Raw genomic sequence first — 17,834 nt, forward strand, 5'->3', positions numbered from 1 at the left:
TATGGATAACACTGCAGTGCAGTTTACCGCTTTACTGCAAGAGCAAGGGATCACACTAACGCCAAAGCAGCTTGAGCAATTTGAACTTTATTTCAAAGAACTTGTTTCATGGAATGAAAAAATGAACCTTACCGGCATAACCGAGCGTGACCAAGTGTACATGAAACATTTTTATGATTCACTATCCCTTTCGTTTTTCATGAATATGGAGGATGTGCATAAACTTGCGGATATTGGATCAGGTGCAGGGTTTCCTGGAATACCTCTGAAAATTTGCTTCCCGCACTTGAGACTTACAATCGTAGATTCACTGAGCAAACGCATTTCATTCCTTCAGCATATCAGTGACACATTGGAGTTACAGAATGTGCAGTTGATTCATGGTAGGGCGGAAGATATAGCGCGTCAGTTTATTCACCGGGATGCTTATGATTTGGTAACCGCTCGGGCAGTTGCACGTTTATCGCTGTTGAATGAATTTTGCCTTCCTTTTACCCGAAAAGACGGCTTGTTCGCTGCAATGAAGGGAAATGATCCTACCGAGGAGTTGGCCGAGGCTAAGCGAAGCTTCAAGGAGTTGCGTGCTGAACTGAGTAAAGTGGAATCATTCAGTCTGCCTGTTGAAGAGTCATCAAGACATATTGTATTTATTCGAAAGACCGGTGCCACGCCGACGAAATACCCAAGAAAAGCAGGTATGCCTGCCAAAGCTCCATTGATTTGATTGTTTCACGTGAAACATTTTCTGGATACGACAGGAAATATGAATCGAACCTTTTCATTGATGAAGGTTCGTTTTTTTGTGTGGGAGAATAAATTATAAAATGCAGGAAAAATAGGTCTCATTGGAGAATAGGATTATAGGTTAAAAAGTGATAGAATAATATAGTAAGACTTTTCATACGATGCTGATTCAGTACCTGTGAATCTCCAATGTATGAAGAGTAGAACTGAATTGTTTTTCAGGTTGTTTAATAAACATTCCTGAATACAATGCGTAATATCGCTGCTCCGGAAGCATACGCTTCTTTTGAGGACGGCGTAGCCGCTTCTGCTTGCTGTACGATAAGCTTTTCGCTAGGCAAGGTCAAGAAGATCGTACTATAACGAAATTAGGTGGTTATGAACGGAATGAAAGAACAATTCACCAAGCTTTTTGGATTTACCGAGCGGAGCAGCGGAGAAGAGGTCAAACAGATCCCGGTTCATGAGGTCATAAGTAGTCCTTATCAACCACGGACTATTTTTGATGATGACAAGATAGACGAGTTATGCCAAACTATCAAAACTCATGGGGTTATCCAGCCGATAGTCGTTCGTATACGTGAATCCCAATATGAGATTATTGCAGGAGAACGACGCTGGCGAGCAGTGAAAAAGCTGGGTATGGAAACGATCCCGGCTATTGTTCGTGAGTTCAATGATTCACAGGCTGCTTCTATTGCATTGATAGAAAATTTGCAGCGTGAGAACTTAACCTCCATTGAAGAGGCTATTGCGTACCAGAAATTAATTGACCTTCACCAATTAACTCAAGAGAGCCTGGCACAGCGGCTTGGTAAGAGCCAGTCCACCATTGCCAACAAAATCCGCTTGCTGCACCTTCCTGAACAAGTGAAAACAGCCTTAATGGAAAGACAAATTACCGAACGACATGCAAGATCACTTCTATCTCTAGAAACGGTCGAAATGCAGTTAAAAGTTCTGGGTGAGATAATTTCCAAGGGGTTAAATGTGAAACAGACAGAGGCAAGAATTGCTTTCTATAATGCAGTAAATCAAACCAAAAAATCAAAACGGGTTTCCTACACCAAGGATGTTCGTCTCGCTCTTAATACAATTCGTCAATCTATAGATATGGTTTCGGGGTCGGGAATGGAAATTAAAACTTCTGAAAACGACCGCGGTGACCATTACGAGATTGTAATTCAAATTCCAAAACGATAAATGATTTCATCAAGCTGAAGGCGGCCCTGAGGTGATTGTGGCCGCCTTTTCTGTGACCTGAACCGGAGTGTTATCAAATTATATAATATAAGAGCTATTTGTAGAGTTGCTTATATTTCTCATGAAATTGATGCCATAGCTCAGCACGGTTTACACCGTTACAACTCAAGACCTACATGATGATTCTTCCTAACAATTCGAGGTGAAATTAGTGTCCAAGATTATTGCTATAGCAAATCAAAAAGGTGGCGTTGGTAAAACGACAACCTCTGTCAACCTGGGTGCCGGAATGGCTACTCTAGGGAAAAGAGTGCTCCTCGTTGATATTGATCCCCAAGGCAACACTACTAGCGGCGTTGGCATCAACAAAGCGGATGTAGCAAATTGCATTTATGATATTCTTATTAATGAAGCGAATCCCCAGGATACCATTCTAGAGACACAAATTGAAGGTCTCCATATTATCCCGGCAACTATTCAATTGGCTGGAGCTGAGATTGAACTAGTATCCACTATTTCTAGAGAGCTAAAACTAAAAAAGGCTTTGAATGCAGTGAAAGCGAATTATGATTATATTATCATTGACTGTCCTCCATCACTGGGCATACTTACCATTAACTCACTCACAGCGGCTGATTCTGTTATAATCCCAATTCAATGTGAATATTATGCTCTTGAAGGTTTAAGCCAACTGCTGAACACTGTTCGTCTAGTTCAAAAAAACCTAAATCCTCATCTTAAAATAGAGGGAGTACTTTTGACAATGCTTGATGCCCGGACGAATCTGGGGATTCAGGTTATTGAGGAAGTGAAAAAGTACTTCCAGGAAAAAGTCTACAGAACAATTATTCCTCGTAATGTTAGACTAAGTGAGGCTCCTTCACACGGACAATCTATAATTACTTATGATAATCGCTCCAAAGGTGCGGAAGTGTACCTGGAGTTGGCAAAGGAAGTGATTTCTTATGAGTAAGCGTTTAGGGAAAGGTCTCGATGCACTTATACCTTCCTTGTCTATCAATGAAGATGATAAGGTTGTAGAGATTCCTTTAGCACAATTGCGGGCAAACCCATATCAACCGCGTAAAGATTTTAATGAAGAGGCCATTCAAGAATTGGCTGAATCGATAAGACAGCATGGAGTCATACAGCCGATTATCGTCCGGAGCGTTCTGAAAGGCTATGAAATCATTGCCGGTGAGCGTAGATTCAGAGCATCTCAATATTGTGGGAAGGCAACGATTCCTGCTGTTATCCGCAGTCTTAGCGACCAACAGGTTATGGAAATTGCGCTGATTGAGAATTTGCAGCGTGAAAACTTGAATGCGATGGAAATAGCAGTAGCCTACCAGGGGCTAATGGATCAGTTCTCACTTACCCAGGAGGAACTTTCCTTAAAAGTTGGGAAGTCAAGACCGCATATCGCCAATTTCCTGCGTCTGCTTTCCTTGCCTGAAGAAGTAAAGGAATATGTTTCACGTGGAACAATTTCCATGGGGCATGCCAGAGCTATTGTGGCGCTAAAAGATCCTGAAACGGTGAAGCAATTAGCAGAACAATGTGTGGAACAGCAATGGAGCGTTAGAGAGTTGGAAGAGGTAGTTAAGAATTTGGATCGAAAACCGACTGGAGCAATTAAGGCTAAAGTTGTAAAGCGTGATCCATATATTGATAATGTTGAAGAATTGTTGCGCGAGAGATTCAAAACCACGGTAAAGATAAAACAGGGCAAGGAAAAGGGAAAAATTGAATTGAACTATTACAGTGCCCAGGACCTGGAAAGATTGTTGGAACTATTGGGTAACTGATATGGATATCTGCGCTAAAAACATATCCTGAGATATCCCTTAAAACGGGTATGGAGGGGTATGTTTTTTAATGAAAGGGTGAGTAGATGGTGGAACTGGTCTATTTGGATCATGCGGCAACCTCGTGGCCAAAACCGCCTGAGGTCAGCTCAGCAATGATGGATGCCTTGCGAAATTCCGGTGCGAATGCAGGGCGCGGGAATCATTCTCTGGCCATGGGTGCTGGACGTATGCTTGTAAGGGCACGAAGTACACTTGCTGAGCTCTTTTCGGTCTCCAATGCGCAGAATATTGCCTTTACACACAATACTACAATGGGGCTAAATATGGCCATTAAGGGCACACTTCAACCAGGGGATCACGTTGTCACCACGATGACGGAACATAATTCTGTGCGTAGGCCATTGGAATATTTGCGTCAAACTCTGGGTATTTCCATTGATTATGTGAAGGTTGATCGAGAAGGTCAAGTGGATCTGCTTGAATTGAAAAAAACCTTTAAACCGAATACTAAAATGATGATATGTAATCATAGTTCAAATCTATTAGGGAGTATCCTGCCTATCGGAGAAATTGGTGATATGGCCAAATCAAAGGGTGCTGTCTTTCTGGTGGATGCTGCTCAAAGTGCGGGCTCTATAACAATCGATGTCAATAAAATGAATATAGATTTGCTCGCTTTTCCAGGGCATAAAGGATTACTGGGTCCACAGGGTACGGGTGGTCTGTATATAGCACCTGATCTGGATTTGATTCCCTTGATACATGGAGGCACTGGAAGCCAGTCGGAAAATATCGAACAGCCTAATGTTCGTCCGGATCGTTATGAGGCAGGCACACAAAACGGGGTAGGGATAGCTGGACTGCTGGCAGGTGTGACGAAGGTTAAATCGCTGGGACTGGAGAATATCCATCATCAGGAATGGGAGTTGACTCAGAAGCTAATGGAGGGTCTGTCTGCTATTCATGGAATAAGGCTGCTTGGACCGGCAATGGGGGCGGATCGAAGCGGGATAGTATCCTTTGTTATTGAGGGACAAGATTCTGCAGATATCGCTCATCGCCTTGATCGTAATTATAATATTGCGGTACGAGCAGGTATGCATTGTACTCCGCTAGCCCACAAAGTTGCGTCTACATTAGACAGCGGGGCTGTAAGAGCCAGTGTGGGTGTCTATTCAACTGATGATGATATTAACAGAATACTGTTTGCAATGAAAGAAATGTACGGACGGAAAAGTTGAAATTACAAACCAGAGTCACGTTGCCACTTTTACCGCCCATAGATAACCATGGACCTGTTGCAAAAAGAGGTAGTAAGATCATTTGAGGAGTGCCTCACAGATATACACATATATTTATACAGAAGGATGGTCTGTACATGTCGGAGTTAAATGAATTGATTGCTGAGCAACTGTCGATGTTCATCATGGGGTTTGCTTTGATTATCGTGGTGCTGGCAGTAAGTTTGATTGTTCAGGGAGCGAAAATTCGTAAAATGCGGCGGAAATATGATGCAATGATGAGCGGAAGCGGTGTTGAAGATCTGGAAAGTCTGCTGATCGACCTCAGAAACCAGGGTGATCTGCTGGAAGAAACTCAGCGTGAACACAAGACAATGATTGAAGCTGCACAGGTCAAACTCAAGGGCATGAAGTCAAAGGTTGCAGTGAAACGCTACAATGCTTTTGGAGAGCGGGGGAATGACCTGAGCTTCTCGCTTGCTATTATTGATGATAATCAAAATGGAGTTGTCTTAACCAGTCTGCATAATCGTGAAAATTCATATATTTACTCGAAACCTTTGGAGAGTGGAAAATCGCAATATCCGCTTTCACCAGAAGAAAAAGAAGCTATTACTCTAGCGTTGCAGCAGATCTAGCGTGAAGATTCCATTGTTTTAAGGCGGAATAGAGACTGGAAGCAATGATGTCCGATAACCGCATCACTAGACTTAATCTAGTGTTCTGCAGGACGAAATACTCCATAAAACCTCCCACATTCACAATTCCGGTGAGGTGGATATCTCCAACAGGAGGGAGCTGCTTGTTGACTCCTGCTCCGGGTCTCAGTGGGCCTTCAACCACCTGAATGCATCCGACACTGGTAGAATGGCCCAAACAGGCATCGATGCCAATGATAAATGGATGCTTGTGTTTTTCGTGAATAAGAGTAAGGGTTTCTTCTAAATTTACAGCATGCACAGGCTCGTCTAAGGTTCCATACAAATGAAACAAGGGGCTGTGAAAGCGGGCTAATGCCGTGCCAACAAGCGGACCAAGTGAATCGCCTGTAGAACGGTCTGTGCCTACACAGACAATGATGATTGGTGTGTCCGAGCGGGTGCGGGAGAAATAGAACAGAAGACGGTGTGTAATGGCGGAATAGATATTGGGATCGGCATGTGATATTTTTAAACAAGACGGTTCAGGCAGTGAAACAGCTTTAGAAGAATTCATATGATCTTCCTTTCTGAAAGGGAGCGTATGCAAAAATTCCAGCAGGTAAGCCGTGAGGTTTTTCATTAGGAGAGCCCGCTAATGTTCCTAGTATATGGATGATATTTGTTTTTTATACTTCACTCGATAGAGATAGGACGATAATCCCAGAGGGAGGAATGTACATGAATGAGGAGCTGCTGATTGCCTTTGACTCTACCCAACAGGCACTGCGTGCAGAAATGCTGCTTGAATATGCAGAAATCGAAATTGATATTTTTCCGACTCCGAAAGAGATTACTGCTGGGTGTGCAATGTCGATCCAATTCTTCAGGGGAGCTCTGGGAGAGGTGCGCAAGATTGTAAGGGAACAGAATGTTGAAGTGCGTGGAATTTTTAGAGCGAATGGGAATGAAGGCTACGAATTAATCGGGGAAAAGGAGGGGTTAGATGAATAGGCTGATTTTGGAAACTATTACTGCAGGCAAAGCTGTAGAAAGCGCGGTGCGGTTTAAAGATAATTTATGGAATCTGGTAACCGATGCCGAAATGTGGGCAAATGTATTATTTGCAGGATTGCGTATTCTTTTAATCTTCATTTTGACCCGGGTTATTATTAAAGTTGTCTCCAGGGTGATTGACCGGTCGATGGAAAGGGAGACACGCGGGAAACTATTAGGCGATAGCCGCAGGTTCTCAACCGTTGGAGGGTTACTGAAGAATGTGGTTACGTTTATCTGTAATTTTGTAATGATTATGCTGGTGCTTTCTGAGTTTCATTTTAATTTAGGTCCACTATTGGCAGGGGCTGGTGTAGTTGGACTTGCCATAGGGTTTGGGGCACAAAGTTTGGTCAAGGATGTAATTACAGGTTTTTTTATTATTTTTGAGGATCAGTTCGCAGTTGGGGATGTAATCCAGACAGGGACTTATAAAGGGACAGTAGAGATGATTGGCCTAAGAACGACAAGACTACTGAGCAGTACAGGGGAAGTGCATATTATCCCAAATGGAACAATTATCAACGTTACGAACTATTCACTGGCCAATGCTATGGCGGTTGTGGATGTTCCAGTGAAGATCGAACGCGGGCTGGAAGGTACACTTGCATTGATCGGCGAAGCCCTAAAAGGGATAGAAGAGCGGAATCCTAATGTAATTGCCTATCCGAATGTCTTGGGGATTCAGTCCATGAGTACCTCGGAATATGTGATCCGCGTGGCGGCAAATTGTCTTCCCAATGCCAGAGATGCTGCAGAACGCCAAATCCAAAGCGACATTAAGCAGGCATTGGAGAAACAAAGCGCCTTGGAGGCTGCTAAGGCCGAGCAGGAAGCTCGTGAGCATGATGAACAGGTTACAAGGGCTGAAAGGGAAACGGAGGCCTTGGAGACAGCACAGAGAGGACGTAATTCCTCAGATGCGAGACTAAGAAGACAGGTCGCCGCTACAGATGAGGGAGAAGAGGGGGAGCAGTAATGGAACGGAAGATTTTTGGGCTTGGCGATATTGTTCTCATGAAAAAGCCGCATCCTTGCGGCACCAATGAAATGGAGATCATTCGTATGGGAATGGATATCCGGATTAAATGTACCGGCTGTCATCACAGTGTGCTCATTCCCCGTGCAAAATTCGAGAAAAATATGAAAAAGGTATTGCATTCAGCTGCAGCAGAAGGCAGTGAATAATTAGCCTTGCAAATGTAATGCTGGCATGCTACAATAATTCTTGCTGCGGAGAGGTACCCAAGAGGCCCAAGGGGGCTGACTCGAAATCAGTTAGGCGTGTCACAGCGTGCGTGGGTTCGAATCCCACCCTCTCCGCCACTTCAATTCTACATTCGGTCATTTATGAATCCTTCGTTAAGATAACGGAGGTTTTTTTGCGGTTATTTTAACCTTAAAGGCAACACAAAAGAGGGACCTGAATAGGTCCCTCTCAAGAGGCAGTACATTGATGACGTTCGGATTTTATCTGTCTATAGCCGCTAAAGTGATGCAGGTGTTGCCAGGCTTATCCCTTTTTTAAGGGGAAGCCTTTACTCTCCCCGACTTACCATAGATGCTGATTCAGAATCCTTGTGATTGTGTTCGTCTACGACGTCCAACGGAACCACACCTCTCTTTTGTACTGCCTGAGAATAGTATGTCTCATGATATTTTTTTTATACTTTCGGTCTTCAAATTAATGAACCCGAGCTTTTTCAACCTTTTTCCACTTGCGGTCTTTATTAGAGGTTTCCGGGAAGGTGTCGCCCCTCTTCATTTCTATTCGTTTTGGATTCTGAATTTGGGTATGGAAGCTTCTTGCTTCACCAACCTCTGTGTAGATGCCCGGATTTGGGGCCTTATCGCCCTTTTCGTATTCGGTTTGCTCGCCCATTGGACCATTCCTCCTTGTATAGAGTGAGTAATTGCAGTGTTATTGTGCTCGTATCGATGTCTCTTCATGTAACCAAAAAGTATCCAATCATCATTCTTGATAAATATTACTTGCACTCTTTAGATCAATTTGGTATATTAATTTGGTGCGAGTCTATGTTTGTGCTCGTTCCTTGCTCCTGACGTGATTAGGGGCCTCAGACCATAAGGAGGTGAAAATTATGCGCAAATATGAAGTCATGTACATTATTCGTCCTGACATTGAACAAGAAGCCGTTCAAGCAGCAGTCGAAAAATTCCAAGGCGTCATCTCCAACGGCGGAGAAATTACAAAGCACGATGTGCAAGGTAAACGCCGTCTTGCGTATGAGATCAAGAAATTCCGTGATGGCGTTTATGTTTTGGTTAACTTTACTGCAGAACCTGCAGTTGTTACCGAATTGGAACGTCTCATGAAGATTTCCGACGAAGTCATTCGTTATCTCATTACGAACGACGTTGCCTAAGATCTTGACAAGCTTTGTAACGAATCGCTTAAAAGGAGGGGAATGAATTGTTGAACCGTATCATTCTGATCGGTCGGTTGACCCGTGACCCGGAACTTCGTTATACTCCCGCTGGTGTTGCCGTAACGCAGTTTACGCTTGCCGTAGACCGCAACTTTACAGGCCAGAACGGTGAACGCGAAGCGGACTTCATCCCGGTAGTAACCTGGAGACAGCTGGCTGAGACCTGTGCCAATTATTTGCGCAAAGGGCGTCTGGCAGCCGTAGAAGGCCGCATCCAAGTACGGAATTACGAGAATAACGAAGGTAAACGTGTATACGTTACTGAAGTTATTGCCGATAATGTCCGTTTCCTGGAATCCTCGCAGAATCGTGAAGGTGGCAATGCGCCAAGTGGCGGAAATGTACCAGAAGAACCATCCTATGGTGGCGGCGGTAACAGTACACGTGGGAATAACAATAATTCCTCGCGTAACAACAATAATCAAGATCCTTTTTCGGGCGATGGAAAACCGATCGATATATCGGACGATGATTTGCCATTTTAATAAGGAAGGACTGAACTGACATGGCTTTTAAACAAAGAGAAGGCGGAGACAACGACAAAAGACCGGCTCGTCGTGGTGGACGCAACAAGCGCAAAAAAGTGTGCTACTTCACTGTGAACAAGATTACTCACATTGACTATAAAGACACTGAGCTTCTGAAGAAGTTCATCAGTGAACGCGGAAAGATCTTGCCGCGTCGTGTAACTGGTACAAGTGCAAAATACCAACGCGCTCTGACCATTGCTGTAAAACGCTCGCGTCAAATCGCGCTGCTGCCTTACACAACGGAATAGGACGTTTTATGAAGCAGCCGGGTAACCGGCTGCTTTTTGTTATGTCAGGAATACCCTGTTTCCTCAGCAGGCGATTGACGAAGACAAGGGAATGTAGTAAATTACAGGTATCCTATAACTAAAGGGGAAATTTTGATGTTGGTGAGCGTTCTTAACTAAGCAACTTCATATCATCTGACCAATAAGCCGCACAAGGCCGCTGAATAGCTTAAAGCGGACTGTGTTTAAGTATGTCCAGCAGGGATATGCTTGTGCTTCTGGAGGGATGAATGAATTAGTTAAGGACACATGCGAAGCGTCATATGGCCTCTTTACGGCTAATGTTCTCTTTGTGATTAAACCGTGCTCTTGCAGCACGGTTTTTTCTGTCTTCAGGCGGGATTTTCCACAGGGGGAAATGGGCTGAAGCACAAGAGGATAGCAGCAGCGAATGAGGGCAAGGACAGCCGTAGTGGCAGTCTTTGCCCTCTTTTTGCGTTACGGGCAGATCAGAAGCCTATCTGAAAGTTCAGGCAGGACTAGAGGAGGAGAATTAAGAAAATGAATACACAAAGTCAGATTACCTTGCAGTATGAGGAAATAAAAGAAGAGCTGGGACGACATGCTGTATCTTATGAAGGGAAAAAGGCAGTAAGTGGGCTTGCGCCAATGACCTATCTGCCAGCCATTCACAGGGCGCTAGATGAAACTGCAGAGGCGAAGGAGCTTTTGGAAAAAGGGGCAAGTGTACCGATTCCTTCGCTGGAGGGAATGGAGTGGCTAATGTCACTTTTAGGAACAGGTTATCTGTATAATGAGAAGGATTTTATGGCAGTATCGGTGTTTCTGCAGAGCTGCAGCCAGCTTCGCAAATACATGAAGGCCAAAGAACAGAGTGCCCCCCGGATTGCTTCTTATGCGGCATCCCTAGTGGAGCTTAGCGAGGTAAGGGAGGAGATTGAACGCTGTATACGTCTAGGTACGATTGATGATCACGCCAGCAAGGGACTGGAGCGGGTCAGGAAAAAGTTAGCAGTGGCTAAGGATCGCCTCCAGAGAAAGATTGAAGCTGTCATGGCGAGGCATCAGGGGATTCTGCAGGAGAACCTCGTTAGTATGCGCGGTGGGCGGTATGTGATCCCTGTAAAGCGTGAGTATCATAAACAGGTGAAGGGGGCGGTCCTGGATCAGTCGACCAGTGGGCAGACAGTGTTTGTTGAGCCCTATGAGATTGCCTCGTTGCAAGGGGAACTTGAATTGCTGGGGGCTGAAGAGGCAAGGGAAGAGATGCAGATTCTAAGTATGTTGACTGGCCTTTTGGAACAGGAGCAGGGAACACTACGCTTGAATATTGAAATTACAGGCAATTACGATTTTATTTTCGCCAAGGCTAAATATGCGAGGACAATGGATGCAAGAACTGTTGCCCTGAATGACCGAGGTTACTTGAGAATGAATGGGGGCAGACACCCCAAGCTGGAAGGAATGATTCCAGTCAGCCTGGAATTCGGCAATGGATATAAGTCCCTTATCGTCACCGGACCCAATACTGGCGGTAAAACCGTAGTGCTCAAAACGCTGGGGCTGCTAACTTTAATGGTCCAATCAGGGCTGCTAATTCCTGTAGAGCCTGGCAGCGACTTCACTGTGTTCTCAGATGTGATCTGCGTGATTGGCGACGGACAGAGTCTGACCCAGTCCCTAAGCACCTTTTCAGCACAGATGAAGAGTATTGAAGGGATGCTGAGAGATGCAGGCAAAGGAGTGCTGCTGCTGATTGATGAGCTGGCTGCAGGCACGGACCCCGGAGAAGGCTTCGCACTATCGATTGCAATTCTCGAGGAACTGAACCGTAAAGGTGCTAACCTGATGGTTACTACCCATTTTAATGAACTGAAGGTCTTTGCAGCTTCCACAAGCGGCTTCCAAAATGCGCGAATGGAGTTTGACAAGGATACCCTGCAGCCGCTATACCGGCTTACTATTGGTGAAGCTGGGGAAAGTTATGCCCTGCAGATTGCAGAAAAACTAGGTATCCCCCAGTCCGTTATCCAGCGCTCACAGCAGCTTGTGGAGCAGCAACTTGAAGTGGACGGAGATAAGAGGTATCGGAACAATTATGACGGTTCAGGAAAGGGTAAATCAGCCACACATGGATCCGAACAGCTAGAAGAGCCGTCGGAAGGAGAAAAGTATGCTCAGACAGGTCATGGCCAGAAACAAAAGAAGGGTTTTGAAATTGGAGATGCAGTGTATGTGAACTCGATGGGTAGGACGGGGATCGTCTATGAGACAAGGGATGAAATGGGAATGGTTGGTGTAATGATTCAAAAGCAAAAAATGAAATTTAATCATAAACGCTTAAAACCATACCTGAGCAAAGAGGAGCTGTACCCTGATGATTATGATTTTGATATTATTTTTGAAAGCAAGGAAACCCGAAAAAAACGCAAACTGATGTGGAAAAGACATGTTGAAGGTCTTACAATTGTTCATGAGGAGAAGGACCATTAACCGTTGCAGGAAATGCTGAAGTCTGCCCAAAAGGGCAGGCTTTTTTCAAAGGAAAATAGTCTTTATAATGGCCCAAAAAGGTACGAAGTTGAATTAATTGCTTCACTTTAGGCTGAATATTGTATATCCTCAATATTGTAGGTTATTAAAGGTACAAAGAAAAAAGATATAAATATTGAATAAAATTTCATTTGGATAGCGCTTACATTGTCAGGAAGGGAAGAATGATATGATTAAACGCAGATATGGCGCGCTGGTGCTGGGGATGGCTATGATGCTGTCCGCTTGCAGTGGTATTAGCTCCGAGCGTCTTTCCTATGGAATTCTTTCGAAGAATACAGCAGAAGTTCCTGTAGCAGGAGGAACCATCACTTACGGCTACTCCTCTCCATTCCAAGGGTTGTTTGATCCTGCTTTTTATGAAGGTGAGGATGATTCCCAGGTACTGGAGTTCATTACTGAACCCATGTTTAAGCTGAATGATGATCTGACCACAGTTCCAGGTATTGCCTCCTGGCAGGAATCAGAAGATCACACTGTGTTCACATTCAAAATAAAGGCGGGGATCCATTGGCATAATGGGGATGAACTAACTGTAGAAGATTGGAAATTTGCGCTGGAGACAATTGCAAGCCCGGAGTATTCGGGGTCACGATACTATAGTGTAGAAATGATTAAAGGCGTAGAAGCCTATCACAAGGGGGAAGCCAAAGCAATCAGCGGGATTAAAGTAATTGATCCATATACACTGAGAATAACCATGAATGGTGTTCGTGTGAATGCTCTGGACAACCTGTGGTCTTACCCTATGAATAAAAAGGTTTTTAGCGGTATCGCTGTTAAGGATATGCCGGACAGTGATCCGGTGAGGAAACATCCGGTTGGAATTGGCCCCTTTGAGGTAACGAATATAAAGCCCGGGGAGCTTGTGGAGATGAAGCGATTTGATGATTATTATCAAGGAAAAGCGCTCCTGGATGGTGTGCAGTATAAAGTGTTTGATGATAAGGAAATCCTGAATCTTCTCTATGAGAATCAGGTGGACATGGCTTCAGTCCCGCGTGATGCATATGCCTCGCTGAAGGGTCTCGATCAGGTGGAGGTGTTGGAGTCTCCAGAGCTGTCTTACGAATACATAGGATTCAAACTCGGGTATTGGGATCAGGAAAACCAACATATTGTTATGAATAATCCCAAGTTCGCTGATAAGCGTCTACGGCAGGCAATGTATTATGCACTTGACCGCAAAGGAATTATTGACCAATACTCCTATGGTCTTGGAAACCTTATTGAAACTCCTGTTCCAAGCACAAGCTGGGCGAAGATCCCCGATGCTGATATCAATACTTATGCCTATAATCCGGATACAGCAAAGGCACTCCTCGATGAAGCCGGTTATGTAGATAGAGACGGGGATGGAATGCGTGAGGATCCCAAAGGGAATACTTTTGTAATAAACTATGATGCAATGACGGGTACTACAACCGCTGAAGCAAGAACGCAGGCTATCCTTCAGAATTGGCGGGAGGTTGGACTGGATGTCCGGCTTAATGGGGGCCGGCTAAAGGAGCTTAATGAGTTCTATGAAGCCGTAGAAAATGACGATCCCTCCGTTGAGCTATTTAATGGAGTATGGGGTTTGGCCAGCGATCCTGATCCCTCCGGTCTATGGAGGGCGACAGATCTGTGGAATTATACACGGTACAGTTCAAAGCGCAGTGAAGATTTGATCCGAGAAGGCGTAGGAATCAAATCCTATGATAAAGAGCACCGCAAGCAGGTCTACTATGAATGGCAAAAATTAATCAATGAAGAAGTACCGATGATCTTTTTTGCCGAGCGCACAAATATTACAGCCGTGAACAAACGTCTGCAGAACGTTCGGGTTAACTCCATGAGTATAATTATCGAACCGCAAACATGGTGGATTAAGGAAAAAGAGTAATGGAAGCAAAGCTGTTGGAGCCGTTGCCCGGGAAGGCTGACTCTGCAGTTTTGCTTTTTTTTGTATTATTTTTGAATCAAAATGAAGTTTCTTTCGTCATATACATCATGGATGGTAATTAATGCGAGCACTGAAATTGTCGTTATTTGTTGTTTCTTTTTTATCGGCAAGTGATTACAATAGAAATATTGTTCATGCGTCAAAGCCGTTTTCCATGTTTATTCTACAATTAGAATGATCCGAATTCCAGATAGGGGGGAACATAATAACACCGAATCGGGCGAATCCCTAACAGCTAAGAAAAGCACAACCATGACTGCTTGGTGCGCTCCAGGCAAGCATTGTAAATAGATTGTAAGCAATTATATAACTATTCCACCATAAAGAAGGAATCAAAATCATGAAAAAATTCAAAAAAGTGAAGACGAGATATATCGTGATCATTGCTGCACTTGTAGTGATTATCGGTGGAGGTGTACTTTTCCAAAAGCCGCTGGCGGTACTGGCCTTTGATCTTTTCCTGTCGGACCGGGTCGAGAACAAGCTGTCTCAGGAATCGTACCAGCCTCTGGTGAATGATGGCAACACTGCAGTAAAACCTGAACCTGTCGTGTATAAAAGCGACCCGTTTTCTCTGATGCTGCTGGGTACGGACCAGCGTGAAAATGAAACGGCCCGTTCCGATACGATGATCTATGCAGTTATTCGCCCGGAGGATTACAAAATTCTGCTGATCTCTATTCCGCGTGACACCTACACGGAGATCATCGGACACGATGACAATAAAAAGGATAAAATTACGCATGCCTATGCATTTGGAGGCCAGCAGATGGCCAAGGATACACTGGAGAACCTGCTGGGGCATGACATTCAATATTACGCCACTATTAATTTCCAAGGCTTAAAGGATGCTGTGGACGCTATTGGTGGTGTCCCGCTGCCGATCAAAAAAGATATTGTGAACAAAGGCAGGGATCATGAGAAGTTCACTATTGAAGGCGGAAAGTCCAACTATAATGGTGAAGAGGCCCTTAACTATACCCGCTACCGTGAAGATAGTGACTTCAACCGCACGAAACGGCAGCAAGTATTCATTGATGTAGTTGCAAACAAGATGCTGTCCATTAGTCAAATCGGCAACATCCCCGAGCTGCTGGATATCATGGGCGATAACTTCAAGACGGATATTGCACCTTCCACAATTATTAGCCTGGCCAAGAAGTTCATGGGCGGAAAAGATATGGATATTTCCAGCTTTACCGTAATGGGTGAGGGTGAACGCATCGGCGGAGTGTATTATGATATCGTTGATGAAGAAGACCTGACGGAAGCCAAAGCGATGATCGACAACTGGATGAATGCCAGTACACCGGTGGATCAATTAATTGAACCGGGTAAAGCGCAAAATGCACTGGAGCCTGCGGCTACAGCCGCAGCACAGTAATCCCTCCAAAAACGAATAAGTAATGACAGCAGCAGCCATATGCAATCTTAATGGCTGCTGCTTACTGTTCTCATGTTATAATAAAATGGAACGGATGATTGGCTAAAGACGTATTATTACGGATGGCCCTTGCTTCACGTTAAGGGTAAGGCATAATAATTCCTTCGGAACTCTTTGAGGAGGATCAAGAGATGAATATTGCGTTTTTTTTACTTCCGAAACAGGAAGTGGCGTGCGTGACCCTAGATTCAACGCTCCGCCAGACTCTGGAACGGATGGAGTTTCACCGCTATACAGCTGTACCGATTCTGAACCGGAATGGGGAGTATGCAGGAACAGTAACGGAAGGTGACCTGCTCTGGTATATGAAGGATTCGGGTGGAGCGGTGACATTCGAAAATGCTTCCAAATTTCTGCTGAAGGATGTTCCGCTCAGGATGAACAATCTGCCGGTATCCATTGAAGCGGATATGGAGGATTTAATCAATCTGGCCAAGGTGCAGAACTTTGTGCCCGTTGTGGATGACATGAACCGATTCATTGGTATCGTCCGCCGTAGTCAAATTATTGAGTATTGTGAGAAGGTTGTTTCACGCCAGTCACAGGAATCGGTGTAAGCCTTCTTTTTTGCAATCTGAGGTAGGGATCAAGGCCTGTATTTCCGGCGAGCACGGAATGCGGGCCTTTTTTTGAAAATGCAGCGAGTATCTCCGGGACGCCGGACGTCCCGTGTAGCTGGGAATTATTTATGCTATAATGGAGAATAATGCTTTTTGCCGGAGGTAGAGAGACTGTGCCCAATGTGCCGAAGGATTTGGATGTAGCCAAACGCGCCAAGGTAATTGAATGGTTGAAGACCGAAGTTATTGATCAAGTCTCACGGTTGTTCAAAGCACTCTGGGAAGGCAGCACCGCACGTGTAGGAGACAGTCTGGCAAGCCTGATTATGAGCTCCTATATTCTAGGGCGCAGACTTGGAATCCCTTATCGCGAACTCGATGACCTGTTGATTGAAAAGCTTAGAAAGCACAGGCAGGAAGGGCATCAATTGGAAGAATGGTACCAGGATATATCTGCGTTAGAAGAACATATGCGTAAGAGGTGAATACTGTTGAAATTTCGCTGGACATCGGTGGCATGGAGCATAGCGTATCTGCTGCTGCTGCTCTCACTATCAACCCCACTGCTCATTATCACTACATTATTTATGATTATCCCGGCAGTTGTACTGTTCACGACACTGAACACGAAGCAGTTTATTCTACATATTCTGCCTGTGCTGCTGATTGTCGGTCTGATCACACCCGTCTATGTCTTGATAGCGGCCTATTTCTTGATACCCGCACTAGTGATGGGACGCTGGTACAAGAAACGTTCCTCAGCGATGTCCACTCTGCTCGCCGGAATGATTACCATTCTGGGTGAATTTCTGTTGCTGTTGCTGGTAGGAACCGCCTTATTCAATTTCGATCTTACCACCTATGTGAATGATGTGTTGCAGATGGTCAATTCACCGCTGTCGGAGCTGGGGGCCAGTAATCCTCTGGTTTCGGAATTAAAGCTCTCCTCGGAGGATGTAAGTACGATTAGTCATATGACCGTTCAGATTATTCCAATGACGCTAATCATTAGCTCTTTCATGATAGCTGCGATCACGCATTCCATTGTCCGTCCCATTCTGAACAGCATGGAATATGCGGTGCCTCGAATGAAGCCTGCCCGTGAATGGAGACTTCCCAGATCGTTCATCTGGTATTATCTTCTGGGTGTTGTGCTTAGCATTGTGTTTGGGGGATCAGACAGCGGATTCATGCCGATGATTTCGGACAATCTGCTGCCGCTGCTGCGGATAGGTTTTATCATTCAGACCATCGGTTTCTTGTTTTTCCTGGTCTATGAGCGAAAATGGAGCAAGGTAGTAGCGCTCCTGCTGTCGATTCCTGTTATTCTCATGCCGGGGTTATGGATCATTGGTATAGTCGACCTGGCGTTTCCGCTGCGAGAGCTTGTGACGAAATCGAAACGATAGGG

The 17,834-nt window shown here is 44.7% G+C and carries 20 protein-coding genes and 1 tRNA gene; 19 read left to right on the forward strand and 2 right to left on the reverse strand.

The features are described from left to right. The first annotated feature begins 1 nt into the window (after position 1). The 6 genes from rsmG to ACAN54_RS14290 all read left to right on the forward strand — a co-directional run bounded on the left by rsmG (position 2) and on the right by ACAN54_RS14290 (position 5,637). Positions 2-724 (forward strand): 16S rRNA (guanine(527)-N(7))-methyltransferase RsmG, encoded by a 723-nt coding sequence (gene rsmG / locus ACAN54_RS14265; RefSeq protein ID WP_379155963.1) that lies wholly within the window; start codon positions 2-4, stop codon positions 722-724. A gap of 407 nt (positions 725-1,131) precedes the next feature. Then, positions 1,132-1,947 (forward strand): nucleoid occlusion protein, encoded by an 816-nt coding sequence (gene noc / locus ACAN54_RS14270; protein ID WP_379155967.1) that lies wholly within the window; start codon positions 1,132-1,134, stop codon positions 1,945-1,947. A gap of 211 nt (positions 1,948-2,158) precedes the next feature. Continuing rightward, a complete protein-coding gene (locus ACAN54_RS14275) occupies positions 2,159-2,920 on the forward strand; it encodes a ParA family protein (protein ID WP_379155970.1) in 762 nt (253 codons plus the stop codon). Further along, positions 2,913-3,755: a ParB/RepB/Spo0J family partition protein gene (locus ACAN54_RS14280; protein ID WP_379155973.1), complete on the forward strand. Its 843-nt coding sequence runs from the start codon at positions 2,913-2,915 to the stop codon at positions 3,753-3,755. Before ACAN54_RS14275 ends, ACAN54_RS14280 begins: the two co-directional genes overlap by 8 nt. A gap of 86 nt (positions 3,756-3,841) precedes the next feature. Further along, positions 3,842-4,999: an aminotransferase class V-fold PLP-dependent enzyme gene (locus ACAN54_RS14285; protein ID WP_379155976.1), complete on the forward strand. Its 1,158-nt coding sequence runs from the start codon at positions 3,842-3,844 to the stop codon at positions 4,997-4,999. Between the two features lie 137 nt (positions 5,000-5,136). After that, positions 5,137-5,637 carry a DUF4446 family protein gene (locus ACAN54_RS14290; protein ID WP_379155979.1) on the forward strand — a complete coding sequence of 167 codons (501 nt, stop codon included), beginning with the start codon at positions 5,137-5,139 and terminating at the stop codon, positions 5,635-5,637. Here ACAN54_RS14290 and yyaC read toward each other — a convergent pair. Continuing rightward, positions 5,612-6,214 carry a spore protease YyaC gene (gene yyaC / locus ACAN54_RS14295; protein ID WP_379157497.1) on the reverse strand — a complete coding sequence of 201 codons (603 nt, stop codon included), beginning with the start codon at positions 6,212-6,214 and terminating at the stop codon, positions 5,612-5,614. The two genes, ACAN54_RS14290 and yyaC, sit on opposite strands and share 26 nt — an antisense overlap. Positions 6,215-6,378: 164 nt before the next feature. Here yyaC and ACAN54_RS14300 point away from each other — a divergent pair, with 164 nt between their 5' ends. The 4 genes from ACAN54_RS14300 to ACAN54_RS14315 all read left to right on the forward strand — a co-directional run bounded on the left by ACAN54_RS14300 (position 6,379) and on the right by ACAN54_RS14315 (position 8,019). Continuing rightward, positions 6,379-6,651 (forward strand): putative Se/S carrier protein, encoded by a 273-nt coding sequence (locus ACAN54_RS14300; protein ID WP_379155982.1) that lies wholly within the window; start codon positions 6,379-6,381, stop codon positions 6,649-6,651. Next, entirely contained in the window at positions 6,644-7,672 is a 1,029-nt protein-coding gene (locus ACAN54_RS14305) for a mechanosensitive ion channel domain-containing protein (RefSeq protein WP_379155986.1), read from the forward strand. Before ACAN54_RS14300 ends, ACAN54_RS14305 begins: the two co-directional genes overlap by 8 nt. Next, complete coding sequence (locus ACAN54_RS14310; RefSeq protein ID WP_379155989.1) at positions 7,672-7,881, forward strand: DUF951 domain-containing protein; 210 nt, start codon at positions 7,672-7,674, stop codon at positions 7,879-7,881. Before ACAN54_RS14305 ends, ACAN54_RS14310 begins: the two co-directional genes overlap by 1 nt. 47 nt (positions 7,882-7,928) lie before the next feature. Then, positions 7,929-8,019, forward strand: a tRNA-Ser gene (locus tag ACAN54_RS14315). A 358-nt stretch (positions 8,020-8,377) separates the two neighbouring features. Here the strand turns inward: ACAN54_RS14315 and ACAN54_RS14320 are convergent. Further along, positions 8,378-8,575 (reverse strand): YjzC family protein, encoded by a 198-nt coding sequence (locus tag ACAN54_RS14320; RefSeq protein ID WP_074086472.1) that lies wholly within the window; start codon positions 8,573-8,575, stop codon positions 8,378-8,380. 220 nt (positions 8,576-8,795) lie between these two features. Between ACAN54_RS14320 and rpsF the strand changes: the two genes are divergently transcribed. The 9 genes from rpsF to ACAN54_RS14365 all read left to right on the forward strand — a co-directional run bounded on the left by rpsF (position 8,796) and on the right by ACAN54_RS14365 (position 17,832). Continuing rightward, complete coding sequence (rpsF, locus tag ACAN54_RS14325) at positions 8,796-9,080, forward strand: 30S ribosomal protein S6 (protein WP_054942636.1); 285 nt, start codon at positions 8,796-8,798, stop codon at positions 9,078-9,080. Positions 9,081-9,127: 47 nt separating this feature from the next. Then, positions 9,128-9,628, forward strand: coding sequence for a single-stranded DNA-binding protein (gene ssb, locus ACAN54_RS14330; protein WP_379155994.1), 501 nt, complete (start codon positions 9,128-9,130; stop codon positions 9,626-9,628). 20 nt (positions 9,629-9,648) lie between these two features. Continuing rightward, entirely contained in the window at positions 9,649-9,921 is a 273-nt protein-coding gene (gene rpsR / locus ACAN54_RS14335) for a 30S ribosomal protein S18 (RefSeq protein WP_019914552.1), read from the forward strand. Between the two features lie 540 nt (positions 9,922-10,461). Further along, a complete protein-coding gene (locus tag ACAN54_RS14340) occupies positions 10,462-12,414 on the forward strand; it encodes an endonuclease MutS2 (RefSeq protein ID WP_379155998.1) in 1,953 nt (650 codons plus the stop codon). Positions 12,415-12,643: 229 nt separating this feature from the next. Beyond that, positions 12,644-14,359, forward strand: coding sequence for an oligopeptide ABC transporter substrate-binding protein (opp4A, locus tag ACAN54_RS14345; protein WP_379156001.1), 1,716 nt, complete (start codon positions 12,644-12,646; stop codon positions 14,357-14,359). A 400-nt stretch (positions 14,360-14,759) separates the two neighbouring features. Next, positions 14,760-15,803 (forward strand): LCP family protein, encoded by a 1,044-nt coding sequence (locus ACAN54_RS14350; RefSeq protein WP_379156004.1) that lies wholly within the window; start codon positions 14,760-14,762, stop codon positions 15,801-15,803. Positions 15,804-15,994: 191 nt separating this feature from the next. After that, complete coding sequence (locus ACAN54_RS14355) at positions 15,995-16,420, forward strand: CBS domain-containing protein (protein ID WP_379156007.1); 426 nt, start codon at positions 15,995-15,997, stop codon at positions 16,418-16,420. A gap of 185 nt (positions 16,421-16,605) precedes the next feature. Beyond that, positions 16,606-16,908 carry a MazG-like family protein gene (locus ACAN54_RS14360; protein WP_025707985.1) on the forward strand — a complete coding sequence of 101 codons (303 nt, stop codon included), beginning with the start codon at positions 16,606-16,608 and terminating at the stop codon, positions 16,906-16,908. Between the two features lie 6 nt (positions 16,909-16,914). Next, positions 16,915-17,832, forward strand: a complete 918-nt coding sequence (locus tag ACAN54_RS14365; RefSeq protein ID WP_379156010.1) for a DUF2232 domain-containing protein — start codon at positions 16,915-16,917, stop codon at positions 17,830-17,832. Positions 17,833-17,834 lie beyond the last annotated feature (2 nt).

It is taken from the genome of Paenibacillus diazotrophicus, assembly GCF_042610465.1.

Excerpts from the sequence above, each read along its gene's own strand:
- rsmG (WP_379155963.1), top strand. The coding sequence starts at position 2 with ATGGATAACACTGCAGTGCAGTTTACCGCTTTACTGCAAGAGCAAGGG.
- noc (WP_379155967.1), top strand. The coding sequence starts at position 1,132 with ATGAAAGAACAATTCACCAAGCTTTTTGGATTTACCGAGCGGAGCAGC.
- ACAN54_RS14280 (WP_379155973.1), top strand. The coding sequence starts at position 2,913 with ATGAGTAAGCGTTTAGGGAAAGGTCTCGATGCACTTATACCTTCCTTG.
- ACAN54_RS14285 (WP_379155976.1), top strand. The coding sequence starts at position 3,842 with ATGGTGGAACTGGTCTATTTGGATCATGCGGCAACCTCGTGGCCAAAA.
- ACAN54_RS14290 (WP_379155979.1), top strand. The coding sequence starts at position 5,137 with ATGTCGGAGTTAAATGAATTGATTGCTGAGCAACTGTCGATGTTCATC.
- yyaC (WP_379157497.1), bottom strand. The coding sequence starts at position 6,214 with ATGAATTCTTCTAAAGCTGTTTCACTGCCTGAACCGTCTTGTTTAAAA.
- ACAN54_RS14300 (WP_379155982.1), top strand. The coding sequence starts at position 6,379 with ATGAATGAGGAGCTGCTGATTGCCTTTGACTCTACCCAACAGGCACTG.
- ACAN54_RS14305 (WP_379155986.1), top strand. The coding sequence starts at position 6,644 with ATGAATAGGCTGATTTTGGAAACTATTACTGCAGGCAAAGCTGTAGAA.
- ACAN54_RS14310 (WP_379155989.1), top strand. The coding sequence starts at position 7,672 with ATGGAACGGAAGATTTTTGGGCTTGGCGATATTGTTCTCATGAAAAAG.
- ACAN54_RS14320 (WP_074086472.1), bottom strand. The coding sequence starts at position 8,575 with ATGGGCGAGCAAACCGAATACGAAAAGGGCGATAAGGCCCCAAATCCG.
- rpsF (WP_054942636.1), top strand. The coding sequence starts at position 8,796 with ATGCGCAAATATGAAGTCATGTACATTATTCGTCCTGACATTGAACAA.
- rpsR (WP_019914552.1), top strand. The coding sequence starts at position 9,649 with ATGGCTTTTAAACAAAGAGAAGGCGGAGACAACGACAAAAGACCGGCT.
- ACAN54_RS14340 (WP_379155998.1), top strand. The coding sequence starts at position 10,462 with ATGAATACACAAAGTCAGATTACCTTGCAGTATGAGGAAATAAAAGAA.
- opp4A (WP_379156001.1), top strand. The coding sequence starts at position 12,644 with ATGATTAAACGCAGATATGGCGCGCTGGTGCTGGGGATGGCTATGATG.
- ACAN54_RS14350 (WP_379156004.1), top strand. The coding sequence starts at position 14,760 with ATGAAAAAATTCAAAAAAGTGAAGACGAGATATATCGTGATCATTGCT.
- ACAN54_RS14355 (WP_379156007.1), top strand. The coding sequence starts at position 15,995 with ATGAATATTGCGTTTTTTTTACTTCCGAAACAGGAAGTGGCGTGCGTG.